Origin of the sequence: Aliivibrio sp. S3MY1, from assembly GCF_028765575.1 — a bacterium.
GTDB lineage: Bacteria > Pseudomonadota > Gammaproteobacteria > Enterobacterales > Vibrionaceae > Aliivibrio.
The window spans coordinates 1-14253 of sequence record NZ_JARACO010000026.1; the positions used below are offsets into that span (position 1 = coordinate 1).

13 protein-coding genes are annotated in these 14253 nt (G+C 39.3%); 6 read left to right on the top strand and 7 right to left on the bottom strand.

Annotated elements, in window-relative coordinates; all coding sequences use genetic code 11:
* Positions 1 to 233: 233 nt before the first annotated feature.
* Positions 234 to 2885 (bottom strand): bifunctional acetaldehyde-CoA/alcohol dehydrogenase, encoded by a 2652-nt coding sequence (gene adhE / locus PVK62_RS14390; protein WP_274443389.1) that lies wholly within the window; start codon positions 2883 to 2885, stop codon positions 234 to 236.
* 585 nt (positions 2886 to 3470) lie between these two features.
* Here adhE and PVK62_RS14395 point away from each other — a divergent pair.
* On the top strand, positions 3471 to 4316 hold the full coding sequence (locus tag PVK62_RS14395) for an ion transporter (RefSeq protein ID WP_274443390.1): 846 nt from the start codon (positions 3471 to 3473) through the stop codon (positions 4314 to 4316).
* A 23-nt stretch (positions 4317 to 4339) separates the two neighbouring features.
* Here PVK62_RS14395 and PVK62_RS14400 read toward each other — a convergent pair whose 3' ends face one another.
* Positions 4340 to 4489 carry a hypothetical protein gene (locus tag PVK62_RS14400; RefSeq protein WP_162922532.1) on the bottom strand — a complete coding sequence of 50 codons (150 nt, stop codon included), beginning with the start codon at positions 4487 to 4489 and terminating at the stop codon, positions 4340 to 4342.
* Between the two features lie 138 nt (positions 4490 to 4627).
* Positions 4628 to 4906, bottom strand: a complete 279-nt coding sequence (locus PVK62_RS14405) for a YeaC family protein (RefSeq protein WP_274443391.1) — start codon at positions 4904 to 4906, stop codon at positions 4628 to 4630.
* A gap of 119 nt (positions 4907 to 5025) precedes the next feature.
* Here PVK62_RS14405 and PVK62_RS14410 point away from each other — a divergent pair, with 119 nt between their 5' ends.
* Positions 5026 to 5862: a DUF2989 domain-containing protein gene (locus PVK62_RS14410; RefSeq protein ID WP_274443393.1), complete on the top strand. Its 837-nt coding sequence runs from the start codon at positions 5026 to 5028 to the stop codon at positions 5860 to 5862.
* A 90-nt stretch (positions 5863 to 5952) separates the two neighbouring features.
* Here PVK62_RS14410 and msrB read toward each other — a convergent pair whose 3' ends face one another.
* Entirely contained in the window at positions 5953 to 6360 is a 408-nt protein-coding gene (msrB, locus tag PVK62_RS14415; protein WP_274443395.1) for a peptide-methionine (R)-S-oxide reductase MsrB, read from the bottom strand.
* 335 nt (positions 6361 to 6695) lie between these two features.
* On the opposite strand from msrB, the gene gap reads away from it, so the two are divergent.
* Together gap and PVK62_RS14425 are read left to right on the top strand one after the other, a co-directional pair.
* On the top strand, positions 6696 to 7688 hold the full coding sequence (gap, locus tag PVK62_RS14420; protein ID WP_274443397.1) for a type I glyceraldehyde-3-phosphate dehydrogenase: 993 nt from the start codon (positions 6696 to 6698) through the stop codon (positions 7686 to 7688).
* A 194-nt stretch (positions 7689 to 7882) separates the two neighbouring features.
* The gene (locus PVK62_RS14425) at positions 7883 to 8758 is read left to right on the top strand and encodes a D-hexose-6-phosphate mutarotase (protein ID WP_274443398.1); all 876 of its coding nucleotides are present in this window, start codon (positions 7883 to 7885) and stop codon (positions 8756 to 8758) included.
* Between the two features lie 76 nt (positions 8759 to 8834).
* On the opposite strand, the gene PVK62_RS14430 is transcribed toward PVK62_RS14425, so the two are convergent.
* The gene (locus tag PVK62_RS14430) at positions 8835 to 10139 is read right to left on the bottom strand and encodes an inosine/guanosine kinase (protein ID WP_274443399.1); all 1305 of its coding nucleotides are present in this window, start codon (positions 10137 to 10139) and stop codon (positions 8835 to 8837) included.
* A gap of 183 nt (positions 10140 to 10322) precedes the next feature.
* Here PVK62_RS14430 and PVK62_RS14435 point away from each other — a divergent pair, with 183 nt between their 5' ends.
* A complete protein-coding gene (locus PVK62_RS14435) occupies positions 10323 to 10646 on the top strand; it encodes an HI1450 family dsDNA-mimic protein (RefSeq protein WP_274443400.1) in 324 nt (107 codons plus the stop codon).
* Positions 10647 to 10790: 144 nt separating this feature from the next.
* Entirely contained in the window at positions 10791 to 11225 is a 435-nt protein-coding gene (gene trxC, locus PVK62_RS14440; RefSeq protein WP_274443401.1) for a thioredoxin TrxC, read from the top strand.
* 249 nt (positions 11226 to 11474) lie between these two features.
* Here trxC and serS read toward each other — a convergent pair whose 3' ends face one another.
* Both serS and PVK62_RS14450 read right to left on the bottom strand, forming a co-directional pair.
* A complete protein-coding gene (serS, locus tag PVK62_RS14445; RefSeq protein ID WP_274443402.1) occupies positions 11475 to 12782 on the bottom strand; it encodes a serine--tRNA ligase in 1308 nt (435 codons plus the stop codon).
* A gap of 121 nt (positions 12783 to 12903) precedes the next feature.
* Entirely contained in the window at positions 12904 to 14250 is a 1347-nt protein-coding gene (locus PVK62_RS14450) for a replication-associated recombination protein A (RefSeq protein ID WP_274443404.1), read from the bottom strand.
* Between the last annotated feature and the right edge of the window lie 3 nt (positions 14251 to 14253).

Genomic DNA, 14253 nt, shown 5'->3' on the forward strand with positions numbered 1-14253 from the left:
ATACATACTAAAGAATGACTATTTCAATGGCCGTATTATTGAGGCCACAGCGTAATACCTATCAAACACAACCTTGTGATATCTCTTCTTTTCATTTGGCTTATACCAACCACGGTCAGTAGTCGTGTTCAGAAATATCGCAGGCATAAAAAAACCACCTTGAGTAAGGTGGTTTTTATTGTTCTCATATTTTCAAAATACTAGTGAAAATACTTTAGCTTGTTAGCTTCGAATTATTTCTTTGCTTTTTTCGCTTTTACTTCTGCTTTCACTTCTGGTGCGTCGATTACGTCAGCGTAAGCCGTGCCATAGTAAGAAGCGATTAATACTTCTTTAAGCTCTTTGATCAATGGGTAACGTGGGTTAGCACCTGTACATTGGTCATCAAACGCATCTTCAGCAATTGAATCCACTTTTGCCATGAATTCAGCTTCGTTAACGCCAGCTGCTTGAATTGACATTGGAATATCCAGTGCAATTTTAAGCTCTTCTAACCAACCAAGTAATGCATTAACTTTCGTTTCAGTATTACCTTCACGGTAACCTAAATGCTCTGCAATTTCAGCGTAACGAGCACGTGCTTTAGGACGGTCGTACTGAGAGAACGCAGCTTGTTTAGTTGGGTTGTTAGTTGCATTAAAACGTACTGTGTTAGCAATTAATAACGCGTTAGCAAGACCGTGTGGAATGTGGAATTCTGCGCCTAATTTATGCGCCATTGAGTGACACACACCTAGGAAAGACTGCGCAAAAGACATACCAGCGATTGTTGCTGCATTGTGTACTTTCTCACGAGCGATTGGATCTTTCTTACCATTAGCGTAAGAGCTTGGTAAGTACTCTTTAAGCATCTTAAGTGATTGCAGAGCGTGACCGTCTGAGTATTCGTTTGCAAGAACAGAAACGTAAGCTTCTAATGCGTGAGTTACTGCATCGTAACCACCGAATGCACATAAAGACTTAGGCATATCCATTACAAGGTTAGCATCAACAACAGCCATGTTTGGCGTTAGTTCGTAATCAGCTAATGGGTATTTTTGACCCGTTTTTTCATCTGTTACAACAGCGAATGGTGTAACTTCAGAACCGGTACCAGAAGTCGTTGTGATACATACTAGTTCAGCTTTTTGACCCATTTTAGGGAACTTGTAAATACGTTTACGGATATCCATAAAGCGCATAGATAGGTCTTCGAAATCAGTTTCTGGGTGCTCGTACATAACCCACATGATTTTCGCAGCATCCATTGGTGAACCACCACCAACCGCTAAAATAACATCAGGTTGGTAGCTTGCACATGCTTCAGCACCAGCTTTAACTACTGCTAATGTTGGATCGGCTTCTACTTCATGGAACACTTCAACTTCCATGCCTTTCTCTTTTAAGATTGAGCGTAGGTCATCGATGTAACCGTTGTTGAATAAGAAACGGTCAGTAACGATTAATGCACGTTTTTTACCTTCAAGGTCAGTCATTGCAATTGGTAAACAACCGCGACGGAAGTAGATAGATTTTGGTAGTTTATGCCACAACATATTTTCTGCTCGCTTAGCTACAATTTTCTTGTTGATAAGGTGCTTAGGACCTACGTTTTCAGAGATAGCGTTACCACCCCAAGAACCACAACCTAACGTTAGTGAAGGTGCTAATTCAAAGTTGTAAAGGTCACCGATACCACCTTGAGATGCAGGTGTATTCACAAGAATACGAGCAGTTTTCATTTTGTCACCGAAGTACGCGATACGCTCTTCGTTGTTATCTTGGTCAGTGTAAAGTACTGAAGTATGACCTACACCACCTATGTCTAATACGATGCCCGCTTGACGTACTGCATCTTCAAAGTCTTTCGCTTTGAATAGACCTAATGTTGGAGATAATTTCTCATGAGCAAATTCGTCATCCCATGAAGCTTCTAAGCCTTCACCGATAAGAATTTTAGTCGACGTCGGTACTTTAACATTTGCTAACTCTGCAATTTTGTATGCTGGTTGGCCAACGATGTTAGCGTTAAGTGCGCCATCAATAAGCAGTACTTTACGTACTTTATTTGCGTCTTCTTTGTTTAGAACAACCGCGCCGTATTTAGCGAAACGAGCTTTAACTTCATCGTAAATAGATTCAACAACAATTGCCGCTTGCTCAGAAGCACAAATAACACCGTTATCGAATGTTTTAGACATTAGGATAGAAGAAACAGCACGTTTAATATCAGCAGTTTCGTCGATAACTACAGGTGTATTACCCGCGCCAACACCGATTGCAGGTTTACCTGAAGAGTAAGCCGCTTTAACCATGCCTGGACCGCCAGTAGCAAGGATCATGTTGATGTCGTCATGTTTCATTAATGTATTTGACAATTCAACAGATGGTTGGTCAATCCAACCAATGATGTCTTTTGGTGCACCCGCTTTAATTGCGGCATCTAATACGACTTTAGCAGCGTAGTTAGTTGCATTTTTAGCGCGTGGGTGTGGTGAGAAGATACAGCCATTACGAGTTTTAAGACAGATTAACGCTTTAAAGATTGCTGTTGAAGTAGGGTTTGTCGTTGGAACGATTGCACAAACAATACCTAGAGGTTCAGCAATAGTGATCGTGCCGCCTTCATCGTTGCGGTCGATGATGCCACACGTTAACTCGTCTTTGTATTTATTATAAATAAACTCAGAAGCAAAGTGGTTTTTGATAACTTTATCTTCCATGATACCCATGCCAGATTCAGTTGCTGCCATTTTTGCTAGTTCAATACGAGCTGTTGAAGCAGCTAGAGACGCTGCACGGAAGATTTCATCAACTTTCTCTTGTGGAAAGTTCGCAAATTCTTTTTGCGCCGCTTTAACGCGTGCTACTAGAGCATCAAGTTCAGCTAAATTAGTTACAGGCATATTGTTTCTCCTAAAAATAAAAACTATAAAATTCATTAAAAACTATTTAGTAAGGATTCTGCTTTTTCATCCTTTTTTAGCAGTTAAGCTCAACCAATTTTCTGGTAATCCTGCTTTAACTTCTTAGTAAATTGCTTTCAAAACTGATTATATTCTTTCACAATTTGAAAAGTATTGATTCAGATCAGTTATGAGAATTTATTTACCACTTTCGTCTTACCTCTTACGGGTATCTCACAATAAAGGTGATTTATATCACACACTTACAACCAACAAAGACATAGATCACAATCATAAATAATAATAAAACTATTAATATCAAGAAATTAAGTTGTAATAAAGTTACATAATAACGGCCAAAAATGACAAATTATGGTGAATTCTCCGTGCCACTAAAGAGTGTCATAACTCGTATTAAATTCACATCTTTTATCCGCTTAATAACTTGAGCTGGATCACTATATTATTAATATTCTTACTACTTAAGAGGGATAGCGCACGGAGCCCTATAAAGTTAAGGTGGAGAGTCACTATTTTTTTCATTATTCTTATCCAAGAGCAATGACTTGGACACTAACTACATTTATGAAAACGAAACGACTGAAGCACTATTTATATACCATCATTTTTGGTACTCATACTAAAGGAGGGAAAAGATTTGATATCGCCTTAATTGTGTTGATCCTGACTTCTCAAGCAACACTAATCTTAGACTCTATTAGTTCAGTCAACGCTGTCTATGGAGAACTACTGTGGCGTTTGGAATATATTTTTACCGTAATATTCACTCTCGAATATATTGTACGATTATATTGCTCTCCAAAACCAAGTTCATATGTGAAAAGTTTTTATGGGGTTATTGATTTACTCGCTATTTTACCTACGTATCTAGCCCTCTTCTTTCCAAGTGCTAGTTACATTGCAATCATCCGACTATTGCGAGTAATGAGGATCTTCAGAGTATTAAAACTTGTTCGCTACTTACAAGACTCAAATATGCTTCTACGTTCACTACTAATGGCAAAGCGAAAAATATTTATTTTCTTTAGTACCGTCGCTATTTTAGTCGCTGTATTTGGCTCGCTAATGTTTGTGATAGAAGGGCCTGAAAATGGTTTCACCAGTATTCCACAAAGTATTTATTGGGCAATTGTGACGATCACAACGGTGGGTTATGGTGATCTAGTGCCTCATACCGCATTAGGTAAAGCTATTGCTTCAATAACAATGTTACTTGGTTACTCAATTCTAGCTGTACCTACAGGGATAATTACCGCGGAATTAAATCAAGAGATGAATACTCATCGAGATCTAGTTCGGTGTCCGAACTGTATAAAGGGAGGGCATGAATCTGATGCAATGCATTGTAAGCACTGTGGTAGCGAACTTCCAGAACCTCATGAAAGAATCGTAATTACAAACTCACGTTAATTTTCTAACACACTGAAACTATTTTATTCAGTGTAAAGCGTTAATGAGCCTTGAGCTGTATTGCTTACAGGCTCATTACCTAAGAATTTTGGCGCAGCAATAACTGCAAGTAATATGAACACTGCAGTAATCGCAGCAAATTTAGTTAAAACCTGTCCTTTTGTTTTTTTCATCGTACTTGTTCTTCAACTTTATTGATATTGCCGACAACTTACGCGAGTAAACTCTTATCAACAATTTTATAGATTCTTTTTGGGACCAATGTGGCATTAGTATTCCTTACGATGAGACATTAAGCCAAAAAATCATTATTACGATACATTAACCCGAACAATATCTTGTTGTCCTTTTGAAAATTGCTTTTCTAATTCTGCTTTGGACTTAAGTTTGATTTCGCCACCTTGAGCGACCGTCATGTGTTGCGCTTCTTTATTATGTTTTGATTGGTACAACATCATCGCCTGCATACTAGTGCTTCTTTGCTCTGCCGATAATGCCGTTCCATTGTGCCACTTGCCAGTCTCTACTGCATATTGTAGATTTTTAAATACTTCCGGTGTCATCGACTCTAATAATTTATTAATATCCATTATTTACTCTCTAATATGAACAGCAAGTAAACCATATCTTTTAGTTAATGTTAGTCAATAAGCTGCCGATAAATTGGTGTAATGGATCACGTTTCCTTTTTTATTTCTACAGGATTATCATGTTTTTAACTATTCGACGATTCGCTCTGCTTATTCCCACTGCATTTTTATTATCAGCTTGCTTTGCTTCTAAGCCGACAACTGAACAACTGTGTGAAGATCATGAGGCTTTACAATGTGCTCAATTGAATATGAATGACGGTCAATGTCGCTCCCAACGTGATGATCTTATCCTAAATCGATTTGATGTATTAAAAAGTAATAATGACTTAGATAAGTTAAAAACGCTCAAAGCAACTCACCAATATCAGATTTGTTTAACATCAGCAGCACAAATAGAACCTATTACTGCCAAAGAAGTAAAATCAAAACGAACTGAAGCCTTACTAGATACGTATGACGCAATTGATGCTCTCACTGTAGAGCTAAAAGACTCAAAAGAACCAAAAGTACTTTTTTATCGTTGGATAACTGGTGATAAAGATGCCTTACGCTCTTTCTTACAGTTAGAAGGTACTAATGCACTTGAAACAACAGAGTTACAATATGCACTTGCGACCTTTTATACATTACGAAATGGTAATAAGACCATCCTGATACTTAATCATGCGTTAGAATTACTGACTGAACAAGATTATGACAATAATCAACATACGATTATTATTAAATCACTCGCTAGTATTAACCATAAAGAAAATAACAAAGATCACGCCTATGTTTGGGCACTTGTTGGAAAAGGGTATGAATTACAGGTCGCCTCTGAACAACAACTTGATTTGTTATATCAATTTACTGACGCTGAAAAAGAGAGACTGAAACAAGTGAGTGAGTTAATAAAAGAGAATATAGATAACTTAGCCTTTAAAGCTTCTTTATTACCCGCTGAAAATAAATAGTCACTTAAAAACTAAATAAAGGAGCACATTGCTCCTTTATTTATCTTCAATTAGTTCTAACTTACGCTTAAATTGAACAATAGAAACTAATTACTCTTTCTCACCGAAAAATAAAGAAACTGAATTGACACAAAAACGCTCGCCTGTTGTTTTTGGCCCATCATTAAAAACATGACCTAAATGACTGTCGCACTGACGACAACGGATCTCTGTTCTTTGCATACCATGACTATTATCTTCTATATATAAAATAGCCTGATCATTCACTGGTGCATCAAAACTTGGCCAACCACACCCTGAGTCATATTTGTTTTCAGAAGAAAATAGCACAGCCTGACAACAGGTACATGCATAAATACCTGTCGATTTATTATGCAATAACTTGCCAGAAAAAGGGGCTTCAGTCCCTTGCTTTCTACAAATGTCAAACTCGTCTTGAGTCAATTTATCTCGCCAATCTGCCTCTGTCATATCTGAAAACGATTTTAATTTGTCCATCAGTCTACCTACCCCCTAATACTTATTTAAATTAAACCTTGCTTATAATCACCTTTGTAGCACATAATTTGCTGAGGTAATTTTACAGCAACCCAGCAAAATGACATTAACAGTTATGTCACTATTTTTCATAACATGTCGCCAAGGTTATTAAACAACCAGATTTCTTATAAATTACGTAAGAATTTTTCTTTATGTTAACAGAATATGGTCTTTTTTTTGATTTTAAACAAGATAAATGGCATTTTCGCTTGCAGGTTGGCTCAGGATTTTGTAATTTTACTACCAGTTAATTTAAACCTGAAAATCAAATTTACGTTGTGGAGCAACATATAATGACTATCAAAGTAGGTATTAACGGTTTTGGCCGTATTGGACGTTTTGTTTTCCGTGCATCTGTAGAGCGCAATGACATCGAAGTTGTTGGTATTAACGATCTTATCGACGTTGAATACATGGCTTACATGCTTAAATACGATTCAACTCACGGCCGTTTCAACGGTACTGTTGAAGTAGTTGACGGTAACCTAGTAGTTAACGGCAAAACTGTACGTGTTACAGCTGAACGTAACCCAGAAGAACTTAAGTGGGATGCAATCAACGTTGACGTTGTTGCTGAAGCTACTGGTCTTTTCCTTACTGACGAGACTGCTCGTAAACACATCACAGCTGGCGCTAAGAAAGTAGTTCTTACTGGCCCTTCTGGTGACGTTCCAATGTTCGTTATGGGCGTTAACGCTGCAGATTACGCTGGTCAAGATATCGTTTCTAACGCTTCTTGTACTACTAACTGTCTTGCGCCAATGGCTAAAGTACTTAACGACAAGTGGGGCATCGAATCTGGTCTTATGACTACAGTTCACGCAACTACAGCAACTCAAAAAACTGTAGATGGTCCTTCAGCGAAAGACTGGCGTGGTGGCCGTGGTGCTTCTCAAAACATCATCCCATCTTCAACTGGTGCAGCTAAAGCAGTAGGTAAAGTAATTCCTGAGCTTAACGGCCTTCTAACTGGTATGGCTTTCCGCGTACCAACTGCAAACGTTTCTGTTGTTGACCTTACAGTTAACCTAAAAACTGCTGCAACTTACGAAGAAATCTGTGCTGAAATGAAGCGTGCTTCTGAAAACGAATACGCTGGCGTTCTAGGTTACACAGACGAAGCTGTTGTTTCTCAAGACTTCATCGGCGAAACACAAACTTCAGTATTTGATGCTGCAGCTGGTGTTGCTCTAACTGACAAATTCGTTAAGCTTGTATCTTGGTACGACAACGAAATCGGTTACTCAAACAAAGTTCTTGACCTAATCGCTCACGTTTCTAAATAAGCATTAGTTTAAACTTTCTTTGAAAGCTAACTTAAAAGGTTTTAGTATCTTTTAAGAATGAAAGGCGACTTAATTGTCGCCTTTTTTGTATCTGTAATTTAATGCCAATATAATAAGTACTTATTCTTTTTCTAGCCCAATTCAACCATTGCTATTTAAAAAAGAATACGTATTTACTATTTTAGGAGTCACCTATGAATCTTACTCACCTTCCAACCATCAGTGTGTTATCTGATTGCGTTACCATTGCTCAATTAGACGATGTAAAAGTGGTTCGTGTACTTCATGAGAAAGCAGAAGCTGCCATTTCATTACACGGTGGTCATGTATTATCTTTCACTCCAAAAGGGCAAGACGACCTGATTTGGATGAGCAAAGACGCCATTTTTAACCCTGATAACGCAATTCGTGGGGGCGTACCTGTATGTTGGCCTTGGTTTGGCCGTATCGCAAATCCTGCTCACGGTTTTGCTCGCAATAGCTCTTGGTCGCTAATTGAGCATCGTGAAAATGATAACGGCGTTATTGTGGTTCTTGGTTTAAAAGCATCAGAAGAAACCAAAGCTATTTGGCCTTTTGAGTTTGAAGCTCGCTTAACAGTAGAAATTGGCGATGAGTTACTTATTACTCTTGATGTAAAAAACACAGATGATAAAGCGTGGAACTGCTCAGGAGCATTACACTCATACCTAAATATTTCTGATATTAGCACCACAACAATTACGGGTATGGGTTCAAGCTATATTGATGGCTTACTGGAAGGGAAAGTAGGTTCGGGCAGTGATACATTATCGATTGATGCCGCGGTTGATCGTGTTTACACTCAGCCAGAAAATACCGTCCTAATCTCTGATACACAACGTACATTGTCTGTTACTAATTCAGGGCACAATGCCGCGGTGATTTGGAATCCGTGGGTTGAGGGCGCTGAATCTATGGGTGACATGAACAATGATGGTTATCAAACTATGGTGTGTGTTGAATCAACCTATCATGCAGCAAGTCTAGAAGCCGCTAAAGTAATTCGACCTAATGAGTCGTTTGTACTAGCAACTAGCATCAAGGCTTAATTACAAAGTTTAGAGACCAAAAAATAAAAACGGAAGCATCTCTGCTTCCGTTTTTTATTTCATAAAAGACAAAAAATTATCTTTCCCAGTACGACTCTTCTAACGAATCTTCACGCTCTGGTAAACCACGAGATAAACGTGGTGAATGTTGTGCTAACACTTCAAAGCTTACACGGTTTGAATACTTACATACTTGAGAGAACGAAGAGTACGTTAAGTATGAGTGCTGGTGCTTACTTGAGTTAGGTACATTATTACGGTGATAATGGTTTGCTGCCATATCGTGTAATAAAGCCGATAAAGCGCCATCACCCGCTCCATTGGTATTCTTGATTTTTTCTGGTCCACCCATGTACGGTGAAATATGAGAATACACCTTTATTGGGTTTTCACAGCTGTCTTTAATTGCAGGACGACTAAATTCATATTGGTTAAATTCGGCAATAGTACCAGGAAGTAATGGCAAAGACGTTTCACGCTTTGCTTCATTTTCCGTATAACCTGCCATGTAAAGCCCTACAGGACCCGCAGTACACAATACAAGATCAACCCACTCAAGAGCCTTATCTGCTGCTTCTAGAGGGTCTGAAGCACCGGTAAGCGCTTCTCCTTCCTCTTCATTCATAGCAACCACTGATACATGATCCTTTAGGAAGTCACGCCAGTATTGTGGGTCATCTTGAACAACAAACTTGGTACCCATGGTTAATACTACTGGTACATCATATTTTTTTGCATACTCAATCGCTTTCATTGTCGCTTCTGGCATTGGATCGCCATCTTTACAACGAACTAGATAAGCAGTCAGTACTAATGCAGACGCATTTTTAAAGATTTTCTCTGGAATACTTTCAGCACGAAGCTGGTTCATATCGCCTTCACTGATCGCAAACGTACGTTCACCATCTTGGCTAATAAGCGCAAAACAGCGGCCAATTGCACCAGGAACAGGTTGAAGGTAGTTTAAATCCATTCGGCTAGATGTATTGCATAGGTAGCGGTATGAGTAGCTACCAATATGAATGTCTTCACTCATCACTCCTAGCAGAGTTGATTTATCATCAGCTAATACTGAATAGTTGTGAAGTGTATTACCGATCGTACCACCAGCGAACTCGTTGGTGATCATATTGTTATCTTTAAGCTCGTTATAAAGCATTTCCGCTTTATCATTATCGATAACCAGTGAGTGTCCTTTACTCAAGCCATACTTTTCAATAAAAGCATCATCAATTCGAGCTTCAATATCCACTAACGTTTGATCAATACCTACAATGTGCGTGCGCGACATTTTTTTGGTTTCTTGAGCTTGGCTAACTAATGGATCACGAGCGTGAACTGGAAAATAATGCTTGGATTTACGCTGACCTGGAAATTTCATAAAATAATCATTCAACTGGCTAATGGAAGAAGTGCGAAGTTTAGCCGCTCAGTAACTCTGCCGCAACTACTGATATTAGCCTCAACCAAAGGCAAACGATTGCTCTCTCTATTTGTTTATACTTCTAGCCTTACTAAGGCCATTCATGATAATTTATCAGCGTATTTTTTAAAGGTAACCACCATGACAACTGAACTAATTAGCTACGATGACGTAATCGAAGTCGCTTACGATATTTTCCTTGAAATGGCTCAAGACAACCTTGAACCAGCTGATGTTGCATTATTTACTCTACAATTTGATGATCGCGGCGCTGCTGAAGTTGTTGATACTCGTGATGATTGGGCAGAACACGTTGGCTTTGATGTTGATGGCGAAATCTACGCTGAAGTTCTCATTGGCTTAGTCAATGAAGAATCTGATGTTTTAGATGATGTCTTTGCTCGTATGCTAGTAAGCCGTGATCCTGAACACAAGTTCTGCCACATGTTATGGAAGCGTGATTAATTTCACCAGCCTTACCATTTCATACTAAGGAGCATCTATTTGCTCCTTTTTTATTGCTCTTTCTAATTGAATATCTCACTTAGCACCCCCATTATTTCTTTATGCTCACAAACTGCTTATTGCAGAAAATAATAAAGGAATACCATGTCTCAATTTCAGTCTCGATGCCCATCGTGTAATGGACTCAACCGCCTTCCTATTGAACGCATTAATGACACGGCTATGTGTGGTCGTTGTAAAGAACAACTATTAGATGGAAAGCCACTAGAGGGAACCTCTGATAATCTTGCCGCTTTAATGAATAGCGATACACCTATTGTTATCGACTTTTGGGCCCCGTGGTGTAATCCATGTGTTGGCTTTTCTCCCGTATTTGAAGACGTTGCTGCTGAACGTAATGGCCAAGTTCGTTGTATAAAAATAAATACGGAAGTTCAACAACAAATTGCTGCACAATATCAGATCCGCTCTATCCCTACGATTATGGTATTTAAGAACGGCCAGCGTGTAGATATGATTAATGGTGCATTACCAAAAGGTCAATTTGATCAATGGTTAAATCAAGCACTGCTTAAATAATACCATTCTGGATAAGCAGTTGTTCAGATAATTGCGTAGGAAAAATCGATTAGAGCAAGGCATAAATTACAGTAACTAGTGGTTCTAATTACAAAATTTATAACACAGATATAATCGATTTTAACAAGCAAGAATGATCAAATACTTATGTAGATTGGTATAATGTAAATAGCAGACAAACAAAAGCCGCTTTATGACTTAACATAAAGCGGCTTTTTAGTGTTTATCTAGTCTATGTTATAGAACAGATTAACCGATGAATTCTACACCGTTCATGTACTTACGTAGTACTTCAGGGATAGCAATCTTACCATCAGCTTGTTGGAAGTTCTCAAGGATAGCAACCATTGTACGACCTACTGCAAGACCTGAACCATTCAGTGTGTGAACTAATTCTGGTTTCTTCTCGCCTTGACGACGGAAACGCGCTTGCATACGACGAGCTTGGAAATCCCACATGTTTGAACAAGAAGAGATCTCACGGTACGTTTCTTGTGCAGGAACCCATACTTCTAAATCGTAAGTTTTACGAGAACCGAAGCCCATATCACCAGTACAAAGTACTACTTTACGGTATGGAAGCTCTAGTAGTTGAAGTACTTTTTCAGCATGCCCTGTTAGCTCTTCAAGAGCAGCCATTGAATCTTCTGGTTTCGTAATTTGAACTAATTCAACTTTGTCGAATTGGTGCATACGAATAAGACCACGAGTATCACGACCGTAAGAACCCGCTTCAGAACGGAAACATGGTGTATGAGCCGTCATTTTCAGAGGTAAATCAGCTTCTTCCGTAATTGTGTCACGAACCATGTTTGTAACTGGAACTTCAGCTGTTGGGATAAGTGATAGCATCTTAAGAGGAACATCACTCACTTGCTCTGTTAATGGGCTTGTGTGGAATAGATCTTCACCAAATTTTGGCAATTGACCTGTACCGTATAAGCTATCGTGGTTAACTAAGTAAGGAACGTACATTTCCATGTAGCCGTGTTCTTCTGTATGAAGATCAAGCATGAATTGCGATAATGCACGGTGTAGGCGTGCAAATTGGCCTTTCATTACAATGAAACGAGAACCAGAGATTTTAACTGCGCTAGCAAAATCAAGGCCGTCAGCCATCTCACCAAGTTCTACATGATCTTTAACTTCAAAGTCATACGCTAGAGGGTTACCCCAACGTAATACTTCTACGTTTTCTTCTTCATCTTTACCGTAAGGTACAGAATCATCAGGAAGGTTTGGTACAGATAAAGCGATAGTTTCGATTTGTTGTTGAAGATCTGCAAGTGCTACTTTTGCTTCATCTAATTCAGAGCCTAGATTTGCAACGTCAGCCATGATGCGATCGGCTTCTTCGTGATCGCCCTTCGCTTTTGCTTGACCAATGGACTTCGAACGGGAATTACGCTGCGCTTGAAGCTCTTCAGTTTTAACTTGAAGGGACTTACGTTGTTCTTCAAGGTTGCGAAGTGTCTCTACGTCTAGCTTAAAGCCACGACGTGCCAGTTTCTCTGCTGTTTCATCCAGCTCTGTACGAAGTAATTTTGAATCAAGCATTTGTAATCCTATGCCTTATGGTCATTGTGTATTCAAATAATACAGAACACACTGAGTAATAAAATTTTGTGCAATTTTCAGTTCCAAATTGCGATTTCAATAAGATACCGAAAATGATCTTTTATTGGTAGCGTTTTAAGGTGCTGTTTTGATCTAATTGGGCTAAATATTCTAGCTTTTCGCTAATTTTGGTTTCTAAGCCACGTTTTGTTGGAAAGTAGTACTTACGATCTTGCATTTCCGGTGGAAAATAATTCTCACCAGAGGCATACGCGTTTGGTTCATCGTGAGCATAACGATAGTCTGCGCCATACCCCATATCTTTCATTAATGATGTAGGTGCGTTGCGTAAATGGTTTGGTACGTCGTAATCTGGTGAGTTAATCGCGTCCATTTGTGCTTGTTTCCACGCGGTATAAACAGCATTACTTTTAGGAGCACATGCCAAATAAACCACCGCTTGAGCAATCGCTCTTTCCCCTTCAGCAGGGCCAATACGAGTAAAGCAATCCCACGCATTCATCGCAATTTCCATCGCTCGTGGATCTGCATTGCCTATATCTTCAGAAGCAATCGCTAACAAACGACGCGCAACATACAGAGGATCACCACCGGCTGCAATAATACGTGCCGTCCAATACAACGCCGCATCAGGATTAGAGCCCCGAATTGATTTATGAACCGCTGAGATTAAGTCGTACCACATATCCCCTTTATTATCGAAACGCGCCAGTTTTTCACCCGCCACTTCCGCTAATAAAGGCAAGTCCACCACTTTCTTACCTTGATGATCTTCTTCTGCCATATCATGCAGAAGCTCAAGGTAATTGAGTGACATACGAGCATCACCCGACACCAAATCAGCCAGTTGTAATTTCACATCATCAGGAAGTATAAAATTATCATCATTTAAACCACGATCTTTATCTAAAAGCGCTTGGTCTATTACCTGAACGATATCTTGTTTTTCTAATGATTTTAATTTGTAGACTCGCGCTCGCGATAACAATGCGTTATTAAGCTCAAAAGAAGGATTTTCCGTTGTCGCACCAATAAACGTAATCGTGCCATCTTCTATGTGCGGCAGAAAAGCATCTTGCTGGCTTTTATTAAAGCGATGGACCTCATCCACAAACATAATGGTTCTGCGGCCTGTGGTTTGGTTCTCTTTCGCTTTTTCTATTGCAGCACGAATGTCTTTTACGCCAGAAGTGACCGCCGATACTCGTTCAACCTCTGCGTTGGTGTAGTTAGCAGCCACTTCCGCTAACGTTGTTTTACCGGTACCAGGAGGCCCCCATAAAATCATTGAGTGGATCTGTCCGGCTTCTAGCGCCCGACGCAACGGCTTACCAACACCTAATAGATGTTGCTGACCAATGTATTGTTCAATATTTTGAGGGCGCATTCTAGCAGCAAGGGGACGAAAATCGTCCCCTGCTGAAAAATCTAAACTGAAGTTACTCACGTT